The sequence below is a fragment of the Marinifilum breve genome (assembly GCF_003202155.1).
Lineage (GTDB): Bacteria > Bacteroidota > Bacteroidia > Bacteroidales > Marinifilaceae > Marinifilum > Marinifilum breve.
This window is the reverse complement of record NZ_QFLI01000014.1, coordinates 41627-65286: the sequence shown is the minus strand read 5'-3', so window position 1 is coordinate 65286 and position 23660 is coordinate 41627. Positions and strand designations below refer to the sequence as shown.

The following is a 23660-nucleotide window of genomic DNA, read 5'->3' as shown; positions in this document are numbered from 1 at the left end:
GTATATACTACGAACAAATCACAGAAAAGTGACTGCTGTTGCACGGAATATTGAGGCCAAATTATGAAATATCTGCTATATAGCCTTATTTTTCAATAATATTTTGATGAAAATGACACAAAAAAATCCCGCCAAAGCGGGATCATGAATTGTTAACCATTTTGCGATGGTAATTGTTAAGACTTTTTATTTAATAGTAATTTGTCGTAGAAATAAAGTGCAACAACGGCAAATAAACCAATTGCTAAAATCACATACCAGATATTATCTGGGTTGTATGTATTCCAAAGAAATTGAGTCAATTCATTTTGGTTCATACCCATTAATTCACCAGCTCTATTGAAATATTCTGTGGCTGAGAAATCTTTAGAGATAGCAGGAATATCTAAACCTCTTTTTTCAACTTCTTTTACCAGAAGGTTTACCTTATCTGACATGCTCCCGTATACATTACCTGAGATTACACCACCAAGAGTGCTACCTGCAAATACCGGTAAGAATGAACATCCCATGTATAAACCAACTTTATCTTTTGGAGCAATTCTGCCGATGTATTCTGTAATTTTTGGAGAACTAGCCATTTCTCCAATTGAGAAAATAAATATCGCTGTAATTACAAACAAAACATTTTGTGTGTAAAGGGTTAATGCCATACCAATTGTACAAACTAAAATTCCACCCATCATTGCCTTTAATGGCTTCAGCTTCATTACGATTGATGAAATGATAATCTGGAAGATGATGATGAACATGGCATCGAAATTCACGATGAATTCAGAATCCATTTGTCCACCTTTACCATAAGTTTCCGTTACTGCTGGCATAAAACCTTCAAAGAAATTGTAAACTGATGAAGTATCAACCCACTGAGTAATAAATACAGGCAAGGTAAAGAACAATTGATAGTACATGCTCCAGAATGCTGCAACTAGAAGGAGGAAAATCACAAATTTAAAATCGCTTAGTGCGGTTCCTATGTTTTTGAATACATTACCAATTGCTTCCCCTAATGATTCTTGTTTGATTTCTCTTTCAGGTTCTTTGTAGAATAGAATCAGGATAAAGTTGATTAATATTACACCAGCCGAAATGTAGAAAACAGTAGTATAACCACTGTCTTTGTATGCAAGTGTTACCAAAGGGCCAATAAATGCACCAATATTAACCATCATGTAAAAGATCCCAAATCCAATTGATGAGGTTTCTTCATCTGTTGTTTTTGCTACCGTAGCGGAAATAATAGGTTTAAATAAAGCTGCGCCTAATGCCAAATACAAATACATAGCAAATACTCCAGCAAATGTATTGAATAGAGGTAAAGCAATAAATGCTGTGCTGTATACAACGAATGAAATTCCTAATACACGTTTATAGCCATATTTATCAGCAATAGCACCAGTAATTACAGGAAGGAAATATAGAATTCCTGTTCCAACCCCCATGATAATTCCTTTCTGTGCTTGGGATAGTCCAAGAGCTCCAATATCTGTTGATCCCGTAAGGTAGTTGGCAAATAACATGAAAAAGCCATACCATGCCCATCGTTCGAAAAGCTCAATTGTGTTGGCTACCCAAAAGGTTCTGGGAAATTTTTTAAATACTTTAGTAATACTCATAACTAAAAATTTTTGGTTGTGTAGGTTGTTTGTGTTGTTATTTAAAATTTGATTACTATTCCATTTCCACTAAACAATACCCTTTGATTTTTGCGTTTGTGAAAATAAAGGCCTGCAAAATAGCCAATTCCTCCACCTAAAACAACATCTGAGAACCAGTGTCTGCTTCGATACATTCTGGCTAAACTTACCGATGCAGGAATTACATAGATCCATTTGCTATATTCTTCGGCAAAAGGAGTAAACACAGACCATGCCACAAATGAATGTCCCGAAGGAAATGATTTGGTATTATTGGTATTCCCTCCAAAAGCATCAAAGTGCATATTGCCTTGCATCTGATCAGGACGAGAACGGCCTGCAATAATTTTAATTCCTTCGGTTAAAATTGCTCCTGTAGCCAATGCTTTCGCTGAGTTTAGAGCTGTATTAGAAAGTCTTTCATCTTTAATAATCGTACCAATTGCCCAAGTTGCTACTATCGAAGGAGCAATGATCTTTTTTTCACCAAATTCATTAAAGAAATCTGTGTATTTGCCTCCAAAAGAAGATTGGTTGTCTTTAATTCTGTCGTTGGCCCATTCATCAATCAAGAAAGCACCTCCTAGCAAACCGCCAAATATAATGAGGTTCTTACTGCTAAAAACTTCTTTTCCCAAACCTGGATTTAAGATGTTTCTGGAGTTTTTAAAATAGGGAATGGAGTCTTGTTGAACAGGATTAAAACCTTTTGATTGAATTGATATGACCAAAAGGAATAGAAGTGTTAGTAGCTTATTTTTCACGGGTTATATTTTTAAACCCAACAAAAATAGAAGATTTTTTGAATAGGAGAGGAGGCATATGGAAAAAGCCACCTAATTTGGGTGGCTTCCTTATTAACCTTAAGTAATGGTATTACGAATTTAATTTTCTGCTTTCTGGATATAGTCTTTAGGACTCATTCCAGTTTTCTTTTTAAATAGCTTGCTAAAATATGGAGCGTGTTCAAAGCCAAGATCAAATGCAACCTGGCTAATTCCGTCTGCAGTATTTAATAAGTTGGTTTTTGCTTTTTCAATCACATAATGATGAATGTGATCGAGAGCATTTCGGCCAGTTTCTTTTCGTAGCAGATCACTCAGGTAGTTTGGTGACATTTGAAGTTCTTCCCCACAATACTTTACACTTGGAATGCCTAATTCCAGTTGTTTGTTTTGCTTGTAGTAATCTTTAAGAAGCTTTTCAAAACGACTTACAATATCTTTGTTTAGGTTTGTACGAGTATAGAGTTGTCTGTCGTAATAGCGTTTGCTATAATCTAGCAATAATTTCAGGTTTGTAATAATCAATTCATTGCTATGTTTGTCTATGATATGACAGTATTCCTGCTCAATGGTTTGTACTATATTTAAAATGAATTTTTTCTCCTTATCCGATAAATACAATGCTTCGTTTGCATCATAAGAGAAAAATGAATAATCATCGATTTTGTCTCCCAAGTCTGTTTTGCGAATCAGATCAGGATGAAAACTTAATGACCAGCCTTTGTTGTGATAACTTTTGTAGCTGCCATCACTATAAAACATTTGTCCAGGTTTCAGAAAAATAAGAGATCCTTCCTGAAAATCATATGTACTTCCTCCATATCTTAGTTTACCTTCTGCACCTTCCTCCAAAACGATTTGATACAATTCCAATACATATCTTTTATCTATTGAATTGCAACACGATTTTTCTGGTTTATTCAGGTCAAAATAATCTATTGAAATTAATGGGTGACTGGGTTTATCAGTTCCCATTAACTCATTCAATTGCGAAATTGTTTTTATGAATGTTATATCTCTCATGACTTGATCTCCTAACACTTACTATCATTCTAATTAGTACAAAAGTATAGAATTCTTGACACTTAAAAATTACTGGTTTTACTGTTTCTCTGATACAAATTACAGAAAAATACTATGCTACAATTTACTGTCTATCATTTATGAATGTTTTATAGCCAATTCATCTTTTGAATGCGATTTGTTACCCAATGGAAATGCTTCTGTAATCTGTATCTGACAAACTGTGATCTGTATAAAGTTTAGGGGATTGGACTATCTACTTTTGTTGTTGTAAGTTATTGAAGCAAGGATTGCTAGCTCTTTGTAAAATTTCAAAAATAGTAGAGTAAACAAGAAAGGAGTATAGATGAATTTTAAGGAATTACATTATCAAGACAAACCATTATTGCTAGGTAATGTGTGGGATGCATCAAGTGCTAAAGTGGCTGAAAAATTGGGGTTTCAGGCAATCGGAACAGCAAGTAGTGCATTTGCAGATATGTTTGGTTATGAGGATGGTAAAACAATGACTTTTGAAGAACAAAAGTTCATGATAGAACGCATTGTTAAATCTACCAGGCTGCCACTAACAGTAGATTTGGAAGCAGGTTATAGTGAAGATCCCATAGAAATAGCCAATAAGATTAAGGAATTAGCAGGATTAGGAGTTGTAGGTGTTAATTTGGAAGATAGTACAATCGTAAATGAACCTTTGTTAATTGAAGCAGAAGTTCAAGCACAAAAGCTTGCTGCCATTAAGAAAGAACTAGCACAAGTTCAAATTGAAATGTTTATTAATGCTAGAGTAGATACATACATTATGAGCTTTTTTGGCAGGGAACTTCAAAACACTCTTGAGGAAACTTTAAAGCGTGTAAAACTCTACGATCAGGCTGGAGTGGATGGCATTTTTGTGCCATTTATTAATGAATCAGATGATATTAAAGCTGTAACAAATGCCACAAGCTTGCCTGTTAATATGGTTCAAGATCCTAACAGTATTGATTTTGACAGATTAAATGATTTAGGCGTAAAACGTGTAAGTATGGGGAATTCATTATTGACAGCAATGAATCAAAACTTAGAATCAACTTTATCAGATTTAGTAAACAAACAAGAGCAAAATAGTATGGAAAATATAGATGCAAAGAAAGAGCAAATTCATAATGAAATTGATGATGTAATAAAGAAAAGAATCTACCAAAATGGTGTTAGTGGCATGACTGAAGAATTCCGTGAGAAACTGATTGGAATTCTTTCTTCAACAATGGATATGACAATAGCCACAACTCGAGAAGATGGATGGCCACAGGCAAACACTGTTGGTTTTGTTAATATGGGAGAGAATATTTATCTCGAAACTTTTAAAACATCATCGAAAGCAAAAAATATAACACGAGATCCACGTGTATCTATTACAATTGCACCACCATATGAGCTGGTAACTGAAGGGTGTGGTGTTTCATTTGCTGCTTATGCAGAAGTTGAAACTGATGTTGAAGTGATAAAGGAATTTCACAGATTGTTGCTGGAGAAATTTCCTGATATTGCAGAGGCAAAATACGGTGATGGAGATAAGGTTTATCCAGACCCGAATACCATTCTGTACCGTTTCCGTCCTGTAGTTGCTTCATTACTTGATTTCTCAAAAGGGTTCGGACATGCCGATTTCATCGTATATGAAGATGATTCTCAAAAATAAAACAATTTCCCTATCAATTGAATTCAAATTCTTTTGATAGGGGAATTCCTTTGTATAGACACTTTGCTGCTTTCTACAGATCTATAGTTTTGTAGAATAATTAAAAAACTTATTACTCTTCCTGATAAATGGCGGAATCTGATATTATAGTTCAAGAGAAAATAGCCAGAAGTATTCTGTCTAATTCAAAAGTTCATACCTATGCCTTAAATGCTTATACCGGATGTGAGCATGCTTGTTCGTATTGCTATGCCAATTTCATGATAAAGTACACAAAGCATGTGGAGCCTTGGGGACAATTTGTAGATGTAAAAACAAATGCAGCGGAACTATTGAAAAAGGAAATTGCGAAAAAACAAAAAGGGAAGGTATGGATTAGTGGAACTTGCGATCCTTATCAATCCTTGGAGAAAGAATATAAAATTACCCGATCCTGCCTGGAAGTTTTAGCAGCAGAAGATTGGCCGGTGATTATACAAACACGTTCACCACTTGTTTTAAGAGATCTGGATTTGTTTCACCAATTCAGTGATATTGAAATTGGTCTATCCATACCAACTGGTCACGATAGAGTAAGAGAAATATTTGAACCTTCAGCACCTCCAATTATAGACCGAATTAATGTGTTAAGAGAGTTAAAAGCAGCTGGTCTTAGAACTTATGCTATGATTGCTCCTCTTCTTCCCAGAACCGAAAATCTTGTAGAGTTATTGACAGGGGCGGTTGATTATATCATTGTAGACAAATTGAACTACCACTATGCCGATCATATTTTTAAGAAACTAAATAGGGAGCAGTATCTCACAAAAGAATATTCTAGAACGGCTTCTAATCAAATAAAAAAGGAATGCGAACGATTAAATATGGAATGTCAGGTTGTTTTTTAGGTGTATAAAACGAAAAAAGCCACCCAAATTGGATGGCTTCTTTTTTTTGCTCCCCCTCTAGGACTTGAACCTAGGACCCCCTGATTAACAGTCAGGTGCTCTAACCAGCTGAGCTAAGGAGGAGTGTATAACTCCTAATTTATTTTTAAACCCATTAAGAAAGGTTTTTTTGCTCCCCCTCTAGGACTTGAACCTAGGACCCCCTGATTAACAGTCAGGTGCTCTAACCAGCTGAGCTAAGGAGGAGTGTATAACTCCTAATATATTTTAAAACTCATTAAGAAAAGTTTTTTGCTCCCCCTCTAGGACTTGAACCTAGGACCCCCTGATTAACAGTCAGGTGCTCTAACCAGCTGAGCTAAGGAGGAGTATAACTCCTAATTTTCCTCTACACCTCACGTTTGAACTGTGTTTCTTGAGGAAAATTGCGATGCAAAACTAACAGGTTTTCCTCAATAATGCAACAGCTATTTCAATATTTTTTCAAAAAAGATTCATTTTTTTTCTTCCTCCTTTCTGTGGAATAATCAGGATTTGTTCCTATCTAATTGTTTATCAATATTGATGGGGATTGTAAGGTGGAAAAGTAAGATTGTAGTAAAAATTTGAGAAATACAGTAAAGATTACTTCCGTATGTTGAAAAAGGCATATAAAAAACAGAATTTCCCTGCTTTTAGAGACGAATTTTATTGTAATTTTGGATTGTAATTTTCAAACGATAATTCAAATATCTAAAACAACATACACATGTACGGAAAATTCAAAGACTATCTTGCTGAAGAGATACAAGGCATTAAAGATGCTGGTTTGTACAAAAACGAGAGAATCATTACAACTCCACAGGGAGCAGAAATTAAAGTGAATACTGGTGAGACAGTATTAAATTTCTGTGCTAACAATTACCTTGGATTATCATCACATCCACGTGTAATGGAAGGAGCTAAAAAAGCTTTAGATTCTCACGGTTATGGAATGTCTTCGGTTCGTTTTATTTGTGGAACTACTGATATTCATAAAGAATTAGAGCAAAAGATAGCTAAGTTCTTCGGAATGGAAGATACCATTTTGTATGCTGCTGCTTTCGATGCTAATGGTGGTGTTTTTGAGCCATTGTTTACAAAGGATGATGCAATTATTTCAGATGAGTTGAATCACGCTTCTATCATCGACGGTGTTCGTTTGTGTAAAGCTGCTCGTTACCGCTATAAGCATGCTGATATGGCTGATTTGGAAGAACAATTAAAAGTATCTCAAGCTCAGCGTTACCGTATCATTGTAACCGATGGTGTTTTCTCAATGGATGGTGATATTGCAAGATTAAACGAAATTTGCGATTTGGCTGACAAATACAATGCATTGGTAATGGTTGACGATAGCCATGCTTCAGGTTTCATTGGTGAAACTGGTCGTGGAACTCACGAATACCACAAATGTATGGATCGTGTAGATATCATTACTTCTACATTAGGAAAAGCATTAGGTGGAGCACTAGGTGGATTTACTACTGGTAAGGCTGAAATTATCGATATGTTGCGTCAACGTTCACGTCCTTATTTGTTCTCAAATTCATTGTCTCCTGTAATCGTAGGAGCTTCTATTGCTGTATTCGATATGTTGAGCGAATCAACTGAGTTGAGAGATAAAGTAATCTGGAATGCTCAATATTTCCGCGAAGGATTATTAAAAGCAGGTTTCGATGTGAAGCCATCTGATTCTGCAATTAATGCTTTGATGTTATACGATGCAGTACTTTCTCAACAATTTGCAGCTAAATTGTTGGATGAAGGAATTTATGTAATCGGATTCTATTATCCAGTTGTACCAAAAGGACAAGCTCGTATCCGTATCCAGCTTTCTGCTGCGCACGAAAAAGAGCACTTGGATAAAGCTTTGGAGGCATTTATCAAGATTGGTAAAGAGTTAAAAGTGATTGAATAGAACTCACAATAAAATATTGAAACCGGAGGCTCATTTGAGTTTCCGGTTTTTTTATAATTTAGTTCCAGCAAATTAATGTAGTGAAGATGATGAAACGATATTTATTTCTGGTTTTAGTTTTGATTTTTTCCTTTGAATCTTATTCGCAGTACTACAAAGATCAAAACTATTTTGTTGGTGGATCAATTGGTTATCAATTTCCTCTTGGCGATTTTGGCGATCAGGCAAATGGAGGTCCAAACTTTCGTTTGACCGGGAGAAAAATGCTGAACAAGAAATTAAGCGTTGGAGCAGAATTGTCTTTTAGTTTGCTAGGACAAGATAAATTTTGGGATGGAAGCCATTTGGGAAGCTATGATGTAAACTACAATATTGGTTCTGCGTTACTTCGAGCATCATACTATTTCGATGCCTGGGACCGAGATTTTAGACCTTATGCTTCACTTGCTTTCGGATATTTTTATTATCGGAATGAAATAGATTATACAGCTTCTTCTTCAGGTTCTAGTAACAGTAAGCGAACAATTACCGAAAATAAAGTAGGTTTGGCTCCAAATATTGGTTTTTTATATCACATATCCGATACATGGAGCTTTGATATGAACCTGAGGTATACCTTTATTCCTAATTTTCCTGATTCGGTAACGGCAAAGGATGAATATGGGGAGGAATATCCATATTATTTAGGATTCGATAAAATCTCACTCCCCGAATTATCAATAGGTTTCTTTTACAGATTTTAAAATAGTCCGTGGATCTTGGCTTCAACTTTGTCCACAATACTATTTAAATCAGCTGGATTTTCAAGGAAATCGATGTTATCAGCATCAACAATTAGCAAATTGCCATTTTTGTAGTTGGAAATCCAGTTTTCATATCTGTTGTTCAAGTTCTTCAAATAATCCAATCGGATCGTTTCTTCATAATCGCGACCTCTTTTTTGAATTTGATTAACAAGCGTAGGTACCGAAGAACGTAAATAGATTAATAAATCGGGTGCTTGAACCATCGAACTCATTAATTGAAACAGGTTACAATAGTTTTTAAAATCGCGTTCCGACATCAAACCCATATCGTATAGGTTAGGAGCAAAAATTTTGGCATCCTCGAAAATGGTACGATCCTGCACCACATTTTTTCCAGAATTACGGATATCCATTATTTGTGTAAAGCGACTCTTTAGGAAATAAATCTGCAAATTGAATGACCAACGTTGCATGTCATCGTAAAAATCATTCAAATACGGATTTTCATCCACATCCTCGTAATGAGCTTCCCATTTGTAATGTTTAGCTAATAATTCTGTTAAAGTAGTTTTTCCTGATCCGATGTTACCAGCTACGGCTATATGCATTGTGTTATAATTATCAGTTGTGAATTAAAAAAGCCCATGAAGTTGAGCATCAATCTTAGTGATTACGGAGCTCAAATCTTTAGGATTATTTAGGAAATCAATATCATCAACATCAATGATTAAAAGCTTTCCGTTTGTATAACCATTAATCCAGGCTTCGTACCTTTCATTCAATCTCTTTAAGTAATCCAGTCGAATCGTTTCTTCATAATCACGACCTCTGGCCTGAATGTGCTCAACTAAAGTTGAAATAGAAGCTCTCAGGTAGATCAACAAATCAGGAGGCTGAATTAATGAACTCATGATATCGAAAAGAGACAGGTAATTGTCAAAATCTCTTTTGGGCATCAAGTTCATTGATTCAAGGTTTGGAGCAAATATGTATGCGTCCTCATATATTGTTCTATCCTGAATGATATCTTTCCCAGATTCTCGTAAAGCCAGAACCTGATTGAATCTGCTATTTAAAAAATGGATTTGTAAGGCAAACGACCAACGATTCATATCATCGTAAAAATCATTTAAATATGGATTGTCGTCCACATCTTCGAAATGAGCTTCCCAGCCGTAATGTTTTGCCAATAATCCAGCCAGTGTTGTTTTCCCGGCACCAATGTTTCCCGCTACAGCAATGTGCATATTTATGTTTAGTTATTAGTGGAAAAATGCAACTAAAATTAGTAATATTTTTTTTGGATATCAATTCTTTATCAATGAGAATAAATGCACTTGGTTTTTAATCAGAAACTTAGAGTTTTAATTGATATGGAATTTTCATTTTTAATAAAAATTTTATCCTTTGTACATTGGATTATTTCCCTTGAAGGATCTTCTTTCGTATGGATTAATTGATCGGATTGATTTAAAGCTTGATAAAGATGGATGCCAGTTTTATCTTGATAATAAATTTGCTTGCCAATTAGCTGAAAGTCTTGAATATCTTGAAAAGATAGTTTTCGAACAAATTGACCATTTTGATCCAATTGTAAAATGCCTTTGTTTTCGTATAGTAAATACAGATCACTATTGTGTTCGAACATTTTAACAATCTCTGCATCTTCAAAAAAGGAACCCAATAAAATAGTTTGAGCTGCTATTTCGCCATTGTTGGTAATGTACGTGGCTTGATTTTCTATCGAATTGTACATCCAAAATCCGCCTTTCTGAGAATTGCATACAAATTCAGTTTCATTATCTGAAATATCGTAAAGATCGATTTCATTTCCAATGGTTGATAATTTATTGTTTAGATAAATAATCTGATTAAAATCTCGATAAAACAATAGAATTCTTAAAGGATCTGAAACATCAATAGAACTGATACTTCCCAATGAAGAATCTGAAAAATTACAAACTTGTTCTCCCTCGGAATTGTACTTTGATAATTGTGAACCATTTACCACATATACATTTCCCATGTGATCAATTTCGAAGAAATCACAAGGAGTATTAATATTTGTTGGTTCATATAAGTTAAGGACAGATAAAAACCAGATGAGTAAAATCTGCATGTGTTATTGATTGTCTTTAAGCAATTCTTCAATTAATGTTCTATTATTTGATAAACGCGGAACTTTATTTTGCCCACCAAGTTTTCCTTTCGATTTTAGCCAGTTGTAAAATAAACCTTTTTTGGCGATGCTTACAATTGGTTTTTCGAGTGTGATGTTTTTGTAACGCTTGGCCTCATAATCCGAATTCAAACTCATTAATGCATTATCCAGAACGTAATTAAATTCATCAATATTATGTGGAGCTTGCTCGAATTCGATCAACCACTGGTGTGTTCCTTTCTGGTTTTTATCCATAAAAACCGGAGCGGCAGTATATTCCTTAATCACCGAATTGGTTTTGGAGCATGCTATTTTCATTGCTTTTTCAGCATTGTCGATAATTAATTCTTCACCAAAAGCATTGATATATAATTTTGTTCTTCCTGTTATTTTAAATTTGAATGGCGATTTTGATGTAAAATGAATGGTATCTCCAATTTGATATCTCCAAAGTCCTCCATTGGTAGTAATAAGCATTGCATAATTTTTATGCAATTCAACATCTTCCAGACTAATGGCTTTAGGATGTTCGTCATTGACATTTTCCAACGGAATAAATTCATAATAAATTCCATAATCAAGCATTAATAACATGGCTTCATCATCCGGATTATCCTGAATTCCAAAAAATCCTTCCGAAGCATTGTAGGTTTCCAGATAATTCATCTGTGATGAAGGCAATATCTCTTTAAATTGTTCGCGGTAAGGTGTAAAACTTACACCTCCATGAACGAAAAGTTCAAGATTTGGCCAAATTTCATGAATATGATTTTTACCTGATACTTTTAGAATGTGTTTGAGTAAAACCAAAAACCATGATGGAACGCCAGAAAGACTGGTAACATTTTCGTTTAATGTTGCCTCAGTCATTTTGTGCAATTTCTCTTCCCACTCATCCAACAATACGATTGAGGTGTCAGGAGTACGAATAAAATCGGCCCAGAAAGGTAAATTCTGAATCAAGATGGCAGACAAATCCCCATAGTAAGAATCATTATTCATGTTGTTGATTTGATGGCTGCCTCCCAAAGTTAATCCTTTTCCGTATAGAATTCCTGTATCAGGATAAAGAGATGTATAAATGGCTAGAATATCTTTTCCCCCTCTAAAATGACAATCTTCTAGTGCTTCTTTACTAACCGGTATAAATTTACTTTTTGAATTGGTAGTACCCGATGATTTTGCAAACCATTTGATTTCTGATGGCCAAAAAACGTTTTGTTCTCCATTTCTCAGGCGTTCAATATGTTTTTCAATGTCTTCGTAGGTTTGTATAGGAAGTCTTTCTTTAAAGTCTTGCAAAGATTGCATGGACTTAAAGTCGTACTTTCGTCCCCACTCAGTATCAGATGCCTGATTTAGTAATTGAGTAAGAGTTTCTTTCTGTATTTCAATAGGATGCTCCTTGAAAAAATCTATTTGCGAAAGTCTTTTGGTATTTAACCAGCTGACAAGAGAGTTGATAAATGCCATTTTATTAACGTTTTTGCTGTCTTAAATATAAATATTTTTTAACAGGTATATTGCCTTAGTTCATTCTAAATTAAGGTCATTATGTTGATTTTTCTTATCTTTGATCGTCTATTGATAATTATAACTAACCCATTATGAACATACTTGATATCCTAATTGGTTTACCTTTAATTTATGCGATATATAAAGGATTTACCAAAGGGCTAATTATTGAAATTGCTACTCTACTGGCTTTAATTTTAGGAATTTATGGAGCAATCCACTTTTCAGATTTTACTGCAGAATTCATTGAAAACCAATTTGATTACCATTCAAATTACATGGGGATTATTGCTTTTATTTCTACATTTTTGATAATAGTGGTTGTGTTAAATGTTTTGGGCAAGATGCTGAATTCCTTAATTGAAGCAGTGGCCCTGGGAGTGGTAAATCGTTTGTTGGGAGCTGTGTTTGGATTGATAAAAGGGGTGTTGATTTTAAGTATATTGGTATACTTTGTGAATTTTTTAGATCAGAAATTTGATTTTATTTCTAAGGAGAAAAAGGAAGAAAGCTTGCTCTACCAGCCAATGGTACAAGTATCAAAAATCATTTTCGATGTATTTAATTCAGATTTAGGAGATACTACTGACAAAATAAAAGAAAAGGTCCAAAAACAACTACCTGTTGAAGTATAATGAAGCAAAGAATTAAGAAGTATCTAAGAAAATTACCCAAAAAAAGAGTTCAGCATTTCGAAGGATTTTGTCCCAATTGTGAATTTCCCGTTAATGGGAAGTTCTGCTCGAATTGTGGTCAATCAACAAAAAGTTTCCAACGTCCGTTTTGGACGGTTGTAAGTGAATCTGTAGGCGATGCGCTGTCTGTAGACAATAGATTAATACATACACTGATTCCCCTGTTTCTAAAGCCAGGTTATTTGACCAGGGAATTTATGCGGGGGAGAAGAGCTCGGTATACGCCTCCTTTTCGTTTGTACTTGTTTTTAACCTTTTTTGCCTTTTTACTATTGGCCTATAATCACAAACCAGAAAGTGCCGCAGCCAAAGAGTTAGCTGTTGAAACAGATGATGGTAAGAAACTGGATATGGTTTCTTTCCTTGAGGAAATTGTTAAGGACGATGAATTTGATCCTGATAATCTGAAACTGGATTCATTAGTAGAGAGTAATGAAAATACTACAGGTATTAAAATAAATTTAAATCCCAAAAATGTTGCTAAAGATTCTCTTACCGAAAATGAAAGAGATGAGGAAAGTTTGATTCAGGATAACGATATTAAAAAGCTTATCGAGATGTGGAAGTTAAATCCTTCTTTAATGATGGATAATGCTTTCAAGAAACTTTCACAAACACTGTTAATTATCCTGCCGCTTTTTGCTTTGACGTTGGCTTTTGTGTATATCAGAAGAAAATACTACATGCTGGAACATTTGTTGATTTCGCTCAATTTTCACGCATACATTTTTGTACTCGTCATTATAAGTGAACTGTTGCTGATGGTGAACATAGAGTTTATTAGTACACTGGCTTTGTACCTGTACTTTTTAATTCCGATTCAACTGTTTCTAACCATGAAATTTTACTACAAACAATCATGGGTAAAGACCTTTTTTAAGTTTGTATTTGTATCCTTTATCTATAACATTCTACTTTTCACGGGAATCATTATGAGTTTGGTGGCAATGGTAGCTTAAGAACCAATTTAATAGGAAAAAAGAAACGGCAAAATTCTTATCTTTGTCGTTCGATTAAAAATAGGATAAAATATATCCAAATAAGGAAAAAAATAGAAAACATGAATTTTATTGAGGAACTACAGTGGCGTGGCATGATTCACGATATGATGCCAGGAATAGAAGAACAACTTCAAAAAGAATTGACATCAGCATATGTGGGAATTGACCCAACTGCAGATTCTCTTCACATTGGTCACTTGGTTGGTGTAATGATGTTGAAGCACTTTCAGGTGGCAGGTCACAAGCCAATTGTGTTGGTTGGTGGTGCCACAGGTATGATTGGTGATCCTTCGGGAAAATCTCAGGAAAGAAATTTGTTAGACGAAGAAACTTTACGTCACAATCAGGAGTGTTTGCGTGCTCAGTTGTCAAAATTTATGGATTTTGATTCGAATGCTGATAATGCTGCCGAAATGGTAAACAATTACGATTGGATGAAAGATTTTTCATTCCTAGATTTCATTCGTGATATCGGAAAGCATATCACCGTGAATTACATGATGAGTAAGGATTCTGTGAAGAAAAGACTGAGTTCTGAATCAAAAGTCGGAATGTCTTTTACTGAGTTTACTTACCAGTTGGTTCAGGGAACTGACTTCTTGGAATTGTATCGTTCTAAGAACTGTAAATTGCAAATGGGAGGTTCGGATCAGTGGGGAAACATCACTACAGGAACTGAATTAATTCGTAGAAAAGAAGGAGGAACGGCTTGGGCCATTACTTGTCCATTGATTACTAAAGCAGATGGAGGTAAATTTGGAAAAACTGAATCAGGAAATATTTGGTTGGACCCTAAACGTACTTCTCCATATAAATTTTATCAATTTTGGTTAAATACTTCGGATGATGATGCAGAAAAGTATATCAAGATTTTCACATTGATTCCAAGAGAAGAAATTGCAGCTTTGGTAGAAGAACACAAAGAAGCTCCGCACTTGCGTAAGCTTCAGCAACGTTTGGCGAAAGAAGTAACCATCATGATTCACTCTGAAGAGGATTACAATACGGCAGTTGAAGCTTCACAAATTTTGTTTGGTAAAGCTACAGCCGATGTATTAAAAAAATTAGATGAAGATACCTTCTTGTCAGTTTTTGAAGGAGTTCCTCAATTTAATGTAGATAAATCGGAGTTCGAAGCAGGAGTTGATATTTTGGAACTTTTAGCGGTTAAGACTGAAGTATTTCCATCGAAAGGTGAATTAAGAAGATTGTTCAAAGGAAATGCTATTAGTATCAATAAGGAAAAGGTTCAGAATTCTGAATTAGTAGTAACAAAAGAACATCTTATTGCTGATAAGTATTTTCTTGTTCAGAAGGGCAAAAAGAATTATTTCTTAGTTGTGGCTTGTTAATTTAATGCTATTGCTTTATTTTTAAGGGATAAAGTAAAATCAAAAACCAAATCATAACCAAAAAATTAAAATTTATGAAACTATTAAAGTATGCCTTAATGGTATTGTTCTCTGTAGGAATGATGAGTTGTGGCGGCGGCGGAAGTGATCCTGTTGACGAGAATAAACCAACTGTAAGCATTACAAGTGCATCAACTGTAAAAGCAGGAGATAATTATACTGTGGCATTTTCGGCAAGTGATGATATGGAACTTGAATCATACAGAGTGCAAATTGTATTTTCAAATGCGATTGGTATGACGGTGAAAACTTATCAGGATTTCTCCTTTGATTCAAATTCTGATTTAACAGATGCTGAAGGAAATTCATTACCAAGCATTAAAGGTGAAAAATCTAAGACTGTAAGTTTTCCAGTTTCAACTCGTTTTGGCGAGAATACTGTTGCTAAAAAGGGGATGTACAAATTAACAGTTACATTAACCGATGCTTCGGGTAAAACAGGTTCTGCTGTGAAGGATTTTCAAATTCAATAATTTGAATTAAGAATATAATAAAGAAGGATCGGTAACCCGATCCTTTTTTTATGCTTTAAATTCTATTCCAAAGAGTGAAATATCATCCACAACAGCTTTGTTCTTTTTGCCAAGCTCTATGTGTCTGGTTAAATCAAGAAATGTATCTCTCAGGTTTTTATTGTTTGAAAATAAACTGCTTATTAATTGCATACCAACTTCCATTTTATCACCTACCTCTAATTCAACTAATCCATCGGTAAAGCAAAGTAATTTTGAGTGATCTTTAATGGTAACTTCTCCTACCGATACCATGGGGATTTCATCCAGCATTCCCAAACCAATGCATCCTTTTTTTAATTGTACCGTTTCTTTGGTGTTATAGTTGTACAAAATAGGAGGATGATGACTTGCGTTTACATATCGAAGTTTTCGGGTAGTATAGTTGTAAACACCTATGAATAGCGTTAAGAATTTTTCATCGCTAGAGCTTTCACAAACCTTCTGATTCAATGTATTCATCAATTCATCCAATGGAGTGTCTGGGTTAAATAGAGCTCGTAGGGTAGCCTGGAAATTAGACATGATTAAGGCAGCAGGAATACCTTTTCCCGAAACATCGCCAATACAAAATCCCAATTCCTGATCATTAAAATTGATAAAGTCATAATAATCCCCCCCAATTTCGAAGTGGGGTTGATAATACCCTTGAGTTGAAATGAATTGATTTTGTGGCAGAGCATTTTGATTTGGAATTAGTAGATTTTGAATTTTAGAAGCCAATTCCATTTCTTTTTTTATAGCCTCCTGAACAAGCAATTGTTTGTGCATTCGCTTATTCTCCATAGCTACAATTATAATGTTAGAAATGGTTTGAATAAAGGCTAGGTGCTTAATAGCGGGACTCATGCCTTCCATTTCTTCATCCAAATCGCCAATAAGAATATAGGCAAGAACTGATTTTTTATGAAATACCGGAATTAAGAAATCAAATATTCTTAGATGTTCAGGAAAGTCTGTTGAAATATAGGTAATTTCATCATGCTTTGCTAAATCATTTTCAATTTTGATATTATTAATAGTACCATTGGTAACACCAGAAATTAGCAACTTCTCCCAAGTAGAATTGAATTTAAAAACGACAATTTTACCAATTTTCAGCTCATTAAATAGGATGTCTTCATATTGTTTTAGCAGATCTTCAACGGATAAATTTTCGTTGATTGCTTGTGTGATTTTTAAGATTAGATCTAGCTTAAACTTACTGTTTACGGCTTGTTGCTTAATCACTATAGTGGGGTTTTTAGAGAATTAGGTTTCCTCTAAATTAGTAAATATTGATTCTTCAGACAATTTGAGAGAGGGGAATAAAAAAAGGATTCCATGAAGAATCCTTTTTATATGATAAGATTACAGATATTAAGCTTTTACACGCTCAACATAGCTGTGATCACGAGTGTCAACTTTAATTACATCGTCGGTATTAATAAACAATGGAACCATGATTGTTGCTCCTGTTTCAATTGTAGCAGGTTTTAATGAGTTTGTTGAAGAAGTGTCACCTCTAAGACCTGGCTCAGTGTAAGTTACTTGCATTGTTACGTGAGCAGGTAATTCTGCATATAGAGGAGTTTCTGTATCAGCGTGTACTACAACTTCAACTGGATCTCCATCTTTCAATAAATCTGGAGCATTAAATAGAGATTCTTCAAGTGCAATTTGCTCATAAGTTTCAGTGTGCATTAGGTTGTAACCCATGTCATCTTTATAAAGAAACGTATGTGGACGTCTTTCAATTCTTGCAACATCAACTTTAACTCCAGAGTTAAAAGTGTTGTCGATAATTTTACCAGTTTTAACGTTTTTAAGCTTAGTTCTTACGAAAGCTGGACCTTTACCTGGTTTAACGTGTTGAAATTGAACAATTGTATATAAATCATCCTTATAATGGATACACATTCCATTCTTAAAATCTGCAGTACTTGCCATGATATTATGAATTTAATTTTATAATCGATTTCAATTTATAATGAGCATTCCATCTCATTAATTTTGTGCAAAAGTAATCGAAACAATTAATAATCTAAAATATTAAGTGTTTTTGTTTGATATAGATAGCTATGAGAAATAAAGAATTTTAGTTCTTACGAAGCGAACTTGTGGAAAAATTTGAAAAATTTATCAGATCGCAACGAAGAGATCCTAAAAACAGATCAAACTGTACACGCACTGGAACTTTGTTGGCATCTGCTGAAATCCAAATTTTCATATCATCTTCATCCTCAAAAGCACGTCCGGTTTGAACAATTGGAATAAACTTGTAACATTTGACATTTCCAATTTTGCTGTTTACATTTTCGTATCCCATAAATCTAAATTGCAAAAGAAATTCTTCATCTGCGAAATAAGTTTGGATTTTAACTACCTGACCAATTTCTAAATCTGAATTAAAATAATACGCCCTTGCAAAGTAAAATGCAGAAAGGATATCATGAATGCCAACAGGAACATCTTTAATTCCCGAACGTTGACTGTTGATTTGATTTTTTTCACGGTCAAAAGTAACCTCGTTATATCTTTTGTAACTTCCTTCCCTAATGTTTCGGATGGCTTTTACCGGAAGTAAGGTTTCTTTGTCAAAAAAGCTTTCGTAGGTATCTTTAACACGATAAAGGGTATTAAATAACCCAACAGTTCGTCCCGTTAAAGTGGCATGATATACTTCTTTGCCATTAATTTTATCTGATTTAAGTTTCAAGCTGGCTTTTCCACCTCTCACAATGCCATAGTGGATTACATATTTTAAATGTTCCCCTTTATCAGCTGATTTTACAGGTGAATTAGAATATGTACTTATTGACAGTACAAATAAGGAAATTAAAAATAGTGTAAATCTCAGCATACGCATTGTTTTAGTTCTTAATTAAAGATATTCTTTTTAGGTGTTGTTGCTACAAAATCTTTTAAATAAAATGGTTCAAAATAAGCAACATCTTCCAGTTCATTTTTGTTGAATTTATCTTCTGCCAACTCAATCATTCCAACAGCAGTTGCATTTATATCATCAAGAAAGATGCCATTTTCATTTGTGATAACATCTTTACATTTACCTGAACCATCACCAAAGAAAACAATTTCTTGTTCTGAAAGTTCATTTGTAAATGAGTTTTCATCGATAATGTCAGCAGAGATATCTTTTACCAATTCAGCTTTTGCATTGTAGAAAGCAGTATAAACTTCCATCCTTCTGGCATCAATCATAGGGCAAAATAGAACTTTTTCCTGATTCTTTATTACAGATGATAAATCAGAATTGTTTTGCAAAGCTTTTGTCATTGATTGTAATGTGCTGACAGCGATTAAAGGAATTCCTGCACCATAGCAAATGCCTTTAGCTGTTGATACACCAATTCGCAAACCAGTATATGAACCAGGCCCCATGCTAATTGCTACACCGTCTAAATCAGCTGTGCTTAAATTGTTTTCTTTTAAGATATTTTCGATGAAGACAGTAAGATGGCTTGCATGTTTCATGCCTTCTTTGTTTTCTTTTAAAGCCAATAATTTCCCGTCTTTCCCTAATGCAACAGAACAAATTGCTGTTGATGTTTCGATATTTAAAAGTAATGCCATGTTCTAATTTTTTAAATCACTGCAAAATAAATGATAAAATGCGAAAACTAAATGAATTACATCAGTAAATTGCACATTAGTTTGTTAGATCAAAATTTGAACCTATCATTATTAAGACAATTGAGATTTATCAGACACGTAAAGAGAATAAAAAACTCTCAACCGAAACCAGTTGAGAGTTTTTAGAGTTGTTATATTTAAACTTGATTATAATTTTATCTCTATGCCATTGTAAAAGTCAAGAATCTTGGTTCTGAAAATGTATTCGTATTTTGCTTGAAGCAGGTTTGATTTAGATTGAAATAAATTGTTTTTTTCTTGGTTATAATCAACTGAATTTACCAAGCCTAAGTTGAATTTTTCTTCGGTATAACGGAATGCTTCTTCCGTAGAAGAAACTGCTGTTTCACTTGAGAAATATTTGTTCATTGCTGCTTTGGCATTCGCATGAGCTTGTTGAATTTCTTTTCTCAAAATATTCTTAGAATTTTCCATATTCAACTTGTAACGGTTGATGTTAATCTTGGCATTCGAAATATTTCTATTTACTTGACCACCGTTGAAGATCGGAATGCTCAAGTTGAAACCAATACTCTTGTATTCAAATAGTTTTAATTGATCATTTAGCTTCATTTCATTTCTAATAAGATTACCAGCACCATCAAATTCTGCAAAATCTTTTCTATAACTAGACCCCCAAGAACCAGACAATGAAAGAGAGGGAGCTCTTTGGCCTTTTGCTATTACCAATCCTTTTTCAGAACTCTCTAATCTGTATCTTGCAGCTTTCATTTCAGGTCTGAATTCCAAAGCATTAATAAAAACTGACTCAGGATCAACCATTGAGCGAGTTGCATTCAAAACAGGCAATTCGGGAATGCTGATATCGAATTCAGAAGGGTTTTCAAGATCTAGTAATTGTGCAAGATCAAGTAAAGCCAAATCTAAGTTGTTGGATGAATTTACTACCTCTAACTCTTCTCTGGCTGCTTGAGCATTTTGTTCCATTAAAGTTCCTTTAGGAAGTGTTCCAGCTTCAACCAAAGCTTCGGTTCTCTTAATTTGAAGCTTCGTAACTTTCAGTTTTTCCTGCGCTACTTGCAACAATTCTTTGTTGAAAAGAATATTCAAATAGGAAGAAGTAATATTCAAAGCTAAATCTTCTTTAGCCTTTTCAACATCTTGCAGGCTAGCTTGTAGGTCAAGCTGATTTTGCTTTATTGAATTATATTTCTGAAAGCCATTAAACAAGGTGACACTTGATGATACTCCTAATGATCCAGATTGACTATCATCATTGGAATAAGTATCAGCTGCAGTTTTTGTACGGCCAAATCCAAAATTATAGCCCATACTACCATTTAAATTTGGTAGAAGGTTATATTTAGACTGCTTTGTGTTATTGGCTTGAACTTCAGCATCAAGTTTTCGAAGTTGTAAATCAATATTGTGTTCTTTCGCATAGTTGATGCATTTCTCTAAGCTCCATTTTTCCTGAGCATTTGCTGAAGAGAATGTAAATGCAATTGCAATTAGCGGTAATAATAATTTTTTCATTTGTTTTTTGTTTTATAATCCGTACTACGGTTTAGGCAATTATAAAAACGATTTTGATATGATAAATATGAGTAATATTAAACTCTTTACAAAGTTTGTTTAATCTTTCTTTTCCTTTTTCTTATCCTCTTTAATCATATCTGATTTTTTCTTCTTCTCACCTTTTAGCTTGTCATCTTTGGTAATACCCTCAATAACCTCGATATTGATTCCATCAGACAATCCTGTTTTGATGAATCGTCTTTCAAATTCTTGAGGAGAAGTTTCTACTTCAACAAAAGTTGAGTCATTCTCAAACTCTAACAAGCTTTCGTTTACAGCAAGTACTTTTTCTCTTTTGTCCAATACGATTTCAGCATTTGCACTATAACCTGAACGAATAAAATACTTATCATTTAGTTCAACTGAAGCTTTAATTTCAAATTGAATTGCACCATTTTCTTCAACACCTTTTGGAGAAATGTATTCAAGGTTTGCGTCAAATTTAACGTCCTCAATAGCACCAATAGTAAGCTTAAGGTTCATTCCTTGGTTAATCTTTCCAACTTCAGTTTCATCAACTTTACCTTGAAAAATCATTTCACCCATATCAGCTACGATAGCTACAGTTGTACCATCGTTAAAAGTATTGGATTGAATTACAGAATTACCTTCCTTAATTGGAATATCCAAAATCATACCTTCAATAGTTGAGCGAATGATTGTGTTTGTTGCATTTGCTGATTTTTTGGTAACCCCTTCTTTAATCAACTGTAAATTATCTTTTGCAGATTGCAATTCTTCGCGAGAATTGCGGTAAGCCAATTGTGTTTTTTGGAAATCTGATTCGGAAATTACTTTTTTATCGTACAAAGCTTTATCACGATTGTAGTTAATTTCAGAATCTTCGAAATTAATTTTTGCAACATTAACACGTGATTCAGCACTGTTAAGGTTAATCATGTCAGGAATGATCTTAATTTTTGCAATCGGATCACCTTTTTTCAACATTTCACCAGCTTCAACATATAAAGTTTCGATAATACCAGAAACACCTTGAGGTTTAATTTCAATTTCTTTTCTAGGCACAACCGAACCCGTTGCAATTGTTTTTTTAACAATGTCAGTAATCTCAGGAGATTTAGTGTTGTAAACTACAGGTTTATCCTGCGACTTTTTATAAAGGAAAAAAATGGTTCCTACAAAAAGGACGATTAATCCTACAACCATTAAGATTCTTAGAACTTTTTTCATGACTTGTATTATTTTCAGATTTATGACTTTTATTCGTATCTCAATGCATCAACAGGTTTGATTTTAATGGCTCTTTGTGCTGGTAAAAGCCCAGCCAGAACTCCAAAAAATACCAAAACACCGAGTGCTATAAATGCAACATTAATATCAACGTAAGGATTTAATATTTGAGGATTAGGACTACCTTCGGTTGCTTTGCCAATTAATTCAACAATTACAACACCGAATACCAATCCCCAAAATCCTGCAAAGGAGGTTAAGAATACCGATTCGTTAATGATTTGACCAACTACCAAGGCTGGTTTTGCTCCTATGGCACGTTTAATTCCTAACTCTTTGGTTCTTTCTTTTACAACTACGTGCATGATGTTACTAACACCAATTACTCCAGTAATCAGAACTCCGAATCCAATTACCCAAAACAAGAACCCAATGCTATTGAAAAGGCCAAATATCTTATTGAACATTTTGGCAATATTAAAGTTCCCAATAGCTTGTTTATCTTCCGGGTGAATAGAGTGGCGGCGTGCCAGAATTTCAAATATCTTATCTTCCAATTCAGCAACAGATTCACCTACTTTAGCAGTTGCAAGGAATACATAGAATTTGTCTCCATAATTATACAATTGTTGCAGAGTTGTAAAAGGCAACTGTATAATATCATCTCGATTACCCATGTTATTGCTCAAAGGTTTAATCTCACCAATAATTTTGAAGTAAATTCCATTTACTTTTAGAAATTGCCCAATAGGATCTTCATCTTCCTCAAACATCAACTCCTTAACACGTGGACCAATGGTGATTACTTTTCTGAATTCTTTAAGGTCATTTTCATTGATAAATCTTCCAGAAACTACTTCAACAGGGTTTACCATATTCATTTCAGGAGATGTACCTTTAATTCTAAAATTCCCTTTCTTCTCATTACGAAAAGTATTGTGAGTTGCACCGCCACTCCAACCATTAATATCGGGAGCAATGTGTTCCAATTCAGGAATTCCTTTTTTTAATGCAACTAAATCATCATTTGTAAACTGATAAAATCTGTTCCGAGGTAAGCCTTTGTAGGCTTTGGTTGTTCTTTCTACCCAAAATACTGTCGAGTTGGTTGCAAAGTTTCCTAAAGAAGATTGAATGTTGTTTTGAAATCCTCTTCCTATTCCCAGAAGAGTTACCAAAATAAGAATCCCAAACATCACACCCAATCCTGTAAGAAAGGTGCGAAGTTTATTCTTTTTTAGTGCGGCAGTAATTTCCTGCCATTTATCTAGATCGAACATTTTAATGTCGTTTAGTAAGTTCG

22 protein-coding genes and 3 tRNA genes are annotated in these 23660 nt (G+C 34.2%); 8 read left to right on the top strand and 17 right to left on the bottom strand.

Annotation, left to right across the window (positions count from 1 at the left end; all coding sequences use genetic code 11):
* Nucleotides 1-176: 176 nt before the first annotated feature.
* The 3 genes from DF185_RS21650 to DF185_RS21640 all read right to left on the bottom strand — a co-directional run bounded on the left by DF185_RS21650 (nt 177) and on the right by DF185_RS21640 (nt 3445).
* The gene (locus DF185_RS21650) at nt 177-1616 is read right to left on the bottom strand and encodes an MFS transporter (protein WP_110363611.1); all 1440 of its coding nucleotides are present in this window, start codon (nt 1614-1616) and stop codon (nt 177-179) included.
* Nucleotides 1617-1657: 41 nt separating this feature from the next.
* Nucleotides 1658-2401, bottom strand: coding sequence for a phosphatase PAP2 family protein (locus DF185_RS21645; protein WP_110363609.1), 744 nt, complete (start codon nt 2399-2401; stop codon nt 1658-1660).
* Nucleotides 2402-2521: 120 nt separating this feature from the next.
* Complete coding sequence (locus DF185_RS21640) at nt 2522-3445, bottom strand: helix-turn-helix domain-containing protein (RefSeq protein WP_110363607.1); 924 nt, start codon at nt 3443-3445, stop codon at nt 2522-2524.
* A gap of 346 nt (nt 3446-3791) precedes the next feature.
* On the opposite strand from DF185_RS21640, the gene DF185_RS21635 reads away from it, so the two are divergent.
* Together DF185_RS21635 and DF185_RS21630 are read left to right on the top strand one after the other, a co-directional pair.
* Nucleotides 3792-5126, top strand: a complete 1335-nt coding sequence (locus tag DF185_RS21635) for an isocitrate lyase/phosphoenolpyruvate mutase family protein (protein WP_110363605.1) — start codon at nt 3792-3794, stop codon at nt 5124-5126.
* Between the two features lie 128 nt (nt 5127-5254).
* Complete coding sequence (locus DF185_RS21630; RefSeq protein ID WP_207784722.1) at nt 5255-6013, top strand: SPL family radical SAM protein; 759 nt, start codon at nt 5255-5257, stop codon at nt 6011-6013.
* Nucleotides 6014-6062: 49 nt separating this feature from the next.
* Here DF185_RS21630 and DF185_RS21625 read toward each other — a convergent pair.
* The 3 genes from DF185_RS21625 to DF185_RS21615 all read right to left on the bottom strand — a co-directional run bounded on the left by DF185_RS21625 (nt 6063) and on the right by DF185_RS21615 (nt 6381).
* Nucleotides 6063-6136, bottom strand: a tRNA-Asn gene (locus tag DF185_RS21625).
* A gap of 49 nt (nt 6137-6185) precedes the next feature.
* A tRNA-Asn gene (locus tag DF185_RS21620) sits at nt 6186-6259 on the bottom strand.
* 48 nt (nt 6260-6307) lie between these two features.
* Nucleotides 6308-6381: transfer RNA gene (locus tag DF185_RS21615), tRNA-Asn, on the bottom strand.
* A gap of 380 nt (nt 6382-6761) precedes the next feature.
* On the opposite strand from DF185_RS21615, the gene kbl reads away from it, so the two are divergent.
* Nucleotides 6762-7952 (top strand): glycine C-acetyltransferase, encoded by a 1191-nt coding sequence (gene kbl / locus DF185_RS21610; protein ID WP_110363603.1) that lies wholly within the window; start codon nt 6762-6764, stop codon nt 7950-7952.
* Nucleotides 7953-8038: 86 nt separating this feature from the next.
* Nucleotides 8039-8695 (top strand): outer membrane beta-barrel protein, encoded by a 657-nt coding sequence (locus tag DF185_RS21605; RefSeq protein ID WP_110363601.1) that lies wholly within the window; start codon nt 8039-8041, stop codon nt 8693-8695.
* Here DF185_RS21605 and DF185_RS21600 read toward each other — a convergent pair.
* The 4 genes from DF185_RS21600 to DF185_RS21585 all read right to left on the bottom strand — a co-directional run bounded on the left by DF185_RS21600 (nt 8692) and on the right by DF185_RS21585 (nt 12332).
* Nucleotides 8692-9306 (bottom strand): deoxynucleoside kinase, encoded by a 615-nt coding sequence (locus DF185_RS21600; protein ID WP_110363599.1) that lies wholly within the window; start codon nt 9304-9306, stop codon nt 8692-8694. The two genes, DF185_RS21605 and DF185_RS21600, sit on opposite strands and share 4 nt — an antisense overlap.
* A gap of 24 nt (nt 9307-9330) precedes the next feature.
* Nucleotides 9331-9945 (bottom strand): deoxynucleoside kinase, encoded by a 615-nt coding sequence (locus tag DF185_RS21595; RefSeq protein WP_110363597.1) that lies wholly within the window; start codon nt 9943-9945, stop codon nt 9331-9333.
* A gap of 101 nt (nt 9946-10046) precedes the next feature.
* Nucleotides 10047-10817: a hypothetical protein gene (locus DF185_RS21590; protein ID WP_110363595.1), complete on the bottom strand. Its 771-nt coding sequence runs from the start codon at nt 10815-10817 to the stop codon at nt 10047-10049.
* Nucleotides 10818-10820: 3 nt separating this feature from the next.
* A complete protein-coding gene (locus DF185_RS21585; RefSeq protein WP_110363593.1) occupies nt 10821-12332 on the bottom strand; it encodes a GH3 auxin-responsive promoter family protein in 1512 nt (503 codons plus the stop codon).
* A 134-nt stretch (nt 12333-12466) separates the two neighbouring features.
* On the opposite strand from DF185_RS21585, the gene DF185_RS21580 reads away from it, so the two are divergent.
* The 4 genes from DF185_RS21580 (at nt 12467) to DF185_RS21565 (ending at nt 15955) form a co-directional block, all read left to right on the top strand.
* Nucleotides 12467-13009, top strand: a complete 543-nt coding sequence (locus DF185_RS21580) for a CvpA family protein (RefSeq protein WP_110363591.1) — start codon at nt 12467-12469, stop codon at nt 13007-13009.
* Nucleotides 13009-14028, top strand: a complete 1020-nt coding sequence (locus DF185_RS21575) for a DUF3667 domain-containing protein (protein ID WP_110363589.1) — start codon at nt 13009-13011, stop codon at nt 14026-14028. Before DF185_RS21580 ends, DF185_RS21575 begins: the two co-directional genes overlap by 1 nt.
* A gap of 101 nt (nt 14029-14129) precedes the next feature.
* Nucleotides 14130-15422: a tyrosine--tRNA ligase gene (tyrS, locus tag DF185_RS21570; RefSeq protein WP_110363587.1), complete on the top strand. Its 1293-nt coding sequence runs from the start codon at nt 14130-14132 to the stop codon at nt 15420-15422.
* Between the two features lie 74 nt (nt 15423-15496).
* On the top strand, nt 15497-15955 hold the full coding sequence (locus tag DF185_RS21565; RefSeq protein ID WP_110363585.1) for a DUF4625 domain-containing protein: 459 nt from the start codon (nt 15497-15499) through the stop codon (nt 15953-15955).
* A 48-nt stretch (nt 15956-16003) separates the two neighbouring features.
* Here the strand turns inward: DF185_RS21565 and DF185_RS21560 are convergent, their stop codons facing one another.
* The 7 genes from DF185_RS21560 to DF185_RS21530 form a co-directional block, all read right to left on the bottom strand.
* Complete coding sequence (locus DF185_RS21560; protein WP_110363583.1) at nt 16004-17224, bottom strand: GAF domain-containing SpoIIE family protein phosphatase; 1221 nt, start codon at nt 17222-17224, stop codon at nt 16004-16006.
* A 129-nt stretch (nt 17225-17353) separates the two neighbouring features.
* Complete coding sequence (gene efp, locus DF185_RS21555) at nt 17354-17923, bottom strand: elongation factor P (RefSeq protein ID WP_110363581.1); 570 nt, start codon at nt 17921-17923, stop codon at nt 17354-17356.
* 148 nt (nt 17924-18071) lie between these two features.
* Nucleotides 18072-18836 carry a DUF3108 domain-containing protein gene (locus DF185_RS21550; protein ID WP_165836095.1) on the bottom strand — a complete coding sequence of 255 codons (765 nt, stop codon included), beginning with the start codon at nt 18834-18836 and terminating at the stop codon, nt 18072-18074.
* A gap of 17 nt (nt 18837-18853) precedes the next feature.
* Complete coding sequence (gene tsaB / locus DF185_RS21545; protein ID WP_110363577.1) at nt 18854-19567, bottom strand: tRNA (adenosine(37)-N6)-threonylcarbamoyltransferase complex dimerization subunit type 1 TsaB; 714 nt, start codon at nt 19565-19567, stop codon at nt 18854-18856.
* Nucleotides 19568-19774: 207 nt separating this feature from the next.
* Nucleotides 19775-21124, bottom strand: coding sequence for a TolC family protein (locus DF185_RS21540; RefSeq protein WP_110363575.1), 1350 nt, complete (start codon nt 21122-21124; stop codon nt 19775-19777).
* 99 nt (nt 21125-21223) lie between these two features.
* The gene (locus DF185_RS21535; protein WP_110363573.1) at nt 21224-22357 is read right to left on the bottom strand and encodes an efflux RND transporter periplasmic adaptor subunit; all 1134 of its coding nucleotides are present in this window, start codon (nt 22355-22357) and stop codon (nt 21224-21226) included.
* 29 nt (nt 22358-22386) lie between these two features.
* Entirely contained in the window at nt 22387-23637 is a 1251-nt protein-coding gene (locus DF185_RS21530; protein WP_110363571.1) for an ABC transporter permease, read from the bottom strand.
* Between the last annotated feature and the right edge of the window lie 23 nt (nt 23638-23660).

Coding starts and splice junctions, on each gene's coding strand:
- DF185_RS21580 (WP_110363591.1), top strand. CDS start 12,467: ATGAACATACTTGATATCCTAATTGGTTTACCTTTAATTTATGCGATA.
- DF185_RS21595 (WP_110363597.1), bottom strand. CDS start 9,945: ATGCACATTGCTGTAGCGGGAAACATTGGTGCCGGGAAAACAACACTG.
- tyrS (WP_110363587.1), top strand. CDS start 14,130: ATGAATTTTATTGAGGAACTACAGTGGCGTGGCATGATTCACGATATG.
- DF185_RS21650 (WP_110363611.1), bottom strand. CDS start 1,616: ATGAGTATTACTAAAGTATTTAAAAAATTTCCCAGAACCTTTTGGGTA.
- DF185_RS21550 (WP_165836095.1), bottom strand. CDS start 18,836: ATGCTGAGATTTACACTATTTTTAATTTCCTTATTTGTACTGTCAATA.
- tsaB (WP_110363577.1), bottom strand. CDS start 19,567: ATGGCATTACTTTTAAATATCGAAACATCAACAGCAATTTGTTCTGTT.
- DF185_RS21565 (WP_110363585.1), top strand. CDS start 15,497: ATGAAACTATTAAAGTATGCCTTAATGGTATTGTTCTCTGTAGGAATG.
- DF185_RS21585 (WP_110363593.1), bottom strand. CDS start 12,332: ATGGCATTTATCAACTCTCTTGTCAGCTGGTTAAATACCAAAAGACTT.
- DF185_RS21540 (WP_110363575.1), bottom strand. CDS start 21,124: ATGAAAAAATTATTATTACCGCTAATTGCAATTGCATTTACATTCTCT.
- DF185_RS21635 (WP_110363605.1), top strand. CDS start 3,792: ATGAATTTTAAGGAATTACATTATCAAGACAAACCATTATTGCTAGGT.
- DF185_RS21605 (WP_110363601.1), top strand. CDS start 8,039: ATGATGAAACGATATTTATTTCTGGTTTTAGTTTTGATTTTTTCCTTT.
- DF185_RS21535 (WP_110363573.1), bottom strand. CDS start 22,357: ATGAAAAAAGTTCTAAGAATCTTAATGGTTGTAGGATTAATCGTCCTT.
- DF185_RS21600 (WP_110363599.1), bottom strand. CDS start 9,306: ATGCATATAGCCGTAGCTGGTAACATCGGATCAGGAAAAACTACTTTA.
- DF185_RS21630 (WP_207784722.1), top strand. CDS start 5,255: ATGGCGGAATCTGATATTATAGTTCAAGAGAAAATAGCCAGAAGTATT.
- DF185_RS21530 (WP_110363571.1), bottom strand. CDS start 23,637: ATGTTCGATCTAGATAAATGGCAGGAAATTACTGCCGCACTAAAAAAG.
- kbl (WP_110363603.1), top strand. CDS start 6,762: ATGTACGGAAAATTCAAAGACTATCTTGCTGAAGAGATACAAGGCATT.
- efp (WP_110363581.1), bottom strand. CDS start 17,923: ATGGCAAGTACTGCAGATTTTAAGAATGGAATGTGTATCCATTATAAG.
- DF185_RS21575 (WP_110363589.1), top strand. CDS start 13,009: ATGAAGCAAAGAATTAAGAAGTATCTAAGAAAATTACCCAAAAAAAGA.
- DF185_RS21590 (WP_110363595.1), bottom strand. CDS start 10,817: ATGCAGATTTTACTCATCTGGTTTTTATCTGTCCTTAACTTATATGAA.
- DF185_RS21640 (WP_110363607.1), bottom strand. CDS start 3,445: ATGAGAGATATAACATTCATAAAAACAATTTCGCAATTGAATGAGTTA.